This window comes from Saccharomonospora saliphila YIM 90502 (assembly GCF_000383795.1).
Taxonomy (GTDB): domain Bacteria; phylum Actinomycetota; class Actinomycetes; order Mycobacteriales; family Pseudonocardiaceae; genus Saccharomonospora; species Saccharomonospora saliphila.
Genome location: NZ_KB912660.1, coordinates 1 through 1,656, shown reverse-complemented (window position 1 = coordinate 1,656; position 1,656 = coordinate 1). Strand labels below are relative to the sequence as shown.

Here is a 1,656-nt window from a genome sequence, read left to right as displayed (position 1 = left end):
CGGCGGCCCGCGGGCTGCGCGCCCGGCGAGGGCGGCTCAGGTGCCGTGTGGCGGCGGCTGTCCGTACTTGGCGCGCAGCCGGGCCTCGATCTGCTCGTCGGTTTCCTGCTCGGCCTCGACGACCTGCTTGAGGCGCTTGTCCGAGCGGCGCACCGCCCACACCACCACGAGCAGCGCGAGCCCGTACAGGGGGTAGCCCATGGCGATCTTGGCGAAGGCCAGCCAGCCCGTGTGGTCCTCGTCGTAGAGCCAGCGTTGCACGACGAACCTGGCGGCGAACACCGCCGCCAGGGCCAGGGTCGCCACGTCGAAGCCGAACCGCGAAGGCTTGTCACGTCGCCAGGCGTTGCCCGTGCCGTTGAGGTAGTTCCACACGACCCCCGCCAGAGGCCAGCGCACCACGACCGAGGCCACCAGCACGACGAAGTAGGCCAGACTCGCCCAGATGCCGAACAGGAAGAACCCCTTCGCCGAGCCCGTGCGGTAGGCGATGAAGGCCGCGATCGCCACACCGAAGAAGCCGGAGATCGCGGGCTGGACCGGCTCCCGGCGCACCACCCGCAGCACGGTGATCGCCACGGCGGTGCCGAGCGCGGCCCAGATCGCGGGCACCAGGTCGAACGCCGCGTTGACGAGGACGAAGACGATGATCGGCACCGACGAGTAGAACAGCCCCGCCACGCCGCCCATCTGTTCGAGCAGCGTGGGCTCGGCGGCCCGCTCGTCGTCGCCGTCACCGTCCGCGGTGCCGGGCGTGGCCGGTCCCGCATCGGTGTCGCGACGGTCGTCCTCGGTCTCGGTCCGCTCGTCACCGCGTTCGCCGGTGCGGGGGTGCTCAGTCACGCGCGACTACTCTCACTGGGTCGGTTGCAGCAATTCGTAGTACGGGTTGTACAGCACCTTGTGCCCGTTGCGCTCACCCATCCGGCCGCGCACCTTGATCGTGCGACCCGGTTCGATGCCCGGGATGCGGCGTCGGCCCAGCCAGACCAGCGTGACGTCGTCCGTGCCGTCGAACAACTCCGCCTCGAGCGTAGCGGCCGAGCTGCCCGGGCACAGGTCGACGCTGCGCAGTCGGCCCATGACCGTCGCCTCCTCGCCGCAGCGGCAGTCACAGGCTCTCGACGCGCCGAGAGCCTCCGACTTCCGGGAGAGGTCATCGGCGTCGAGTTCATCGATGTCGCTGGTCAGCTTCCGAACCAACCGGCTGAAGTAGCCGCCGTCTTTGGCGGACATAGGCGCCTGCTCCTATGTTTTCCGGGGCCCCCGACTCGACGGCCCGTGCATGTTCAGCGTAACTCTGCCCGGGCAAGGGAATCCGAATCGCATCAGGATCGCAACGTGACGTCCGTTATGCCGCCACGCACGGCGGTGCTGCTGCCGGGCACGGGCTCCGACGAGGTGTTCGTGCGCTCGGTGTTCGCCGAACCACTCGCCCGCATCGGGATCACGACGTGCGCCGTACCACCGTCCCCGGGCGCCACCGTGGCGCGCGGCGGCCTCGCCCGCCTCGACGAACTGGTGGCCGCGTGCGCCGGACCGGTGCTGGTGGGCGGAATCTCCCTGGGCGCGCACCTGGCGATGGAGTGGGCGCTGCGGCACCCCGGTCGCTGCGCCGGAGTACTGGCGGCCCTGCCCGCGTGGTCGGGCACCGCC

Annotated in this window: 2 protein-coding genes and 1 pseudogene; 1 reads left to right on the top strand and 2 read right to left on the bottom strand. The window is 70.7% G+C overall.

The features are described 5' to 3' along the window. Positions 1 to 36: 36 nt before the first annotated feature. Positions 37 to 843: a DUF3159 domain-containing protein gene (locus SACSA_RS0110260; protein WP_019815613.1), complete on the bottom strand. Its 807-nt coding sequence runs from the start codon at positions 841 to 843 to the stop codon at positions 37 to 39. A 12-nt stretch (positions 844 to 855) separates the two neighbouring features. Then, on the bottom strand, positions 856 to 1,236 hold the full coding sequence (locus SACSA_RS0110255; RefSeq protein ID WP_019815612.1) for an OB-fold nucleic acid binding domain-containing protein: 381 nt from the start codon (positions 1,234 to 1,236) through the stop codon (positions 856 to 858). A gap of 105 nt (positions 1,237 to 1,341) precedes the next feature. Here SACSA_RS0110255 and SACSA_RS25995 point away from each other — a divergent pair. Beyond that, positions 1,342 to 1,656: pseudogene (locus SACSA_RS25995) on the top strand (alpha/beta hydrolase); the annotation flags it as partial.

Bases quoted from the DNA above. Each gene is read 5' to 3' on its own strand.
- SACSA_RS0110255 (WP_019815612.1), bottom strand. From the start codon at position 1,236: ATGTCCGCCAAAGACGGCGGCTACTTCAGCCGGTTGGTTCGGAAGCTG.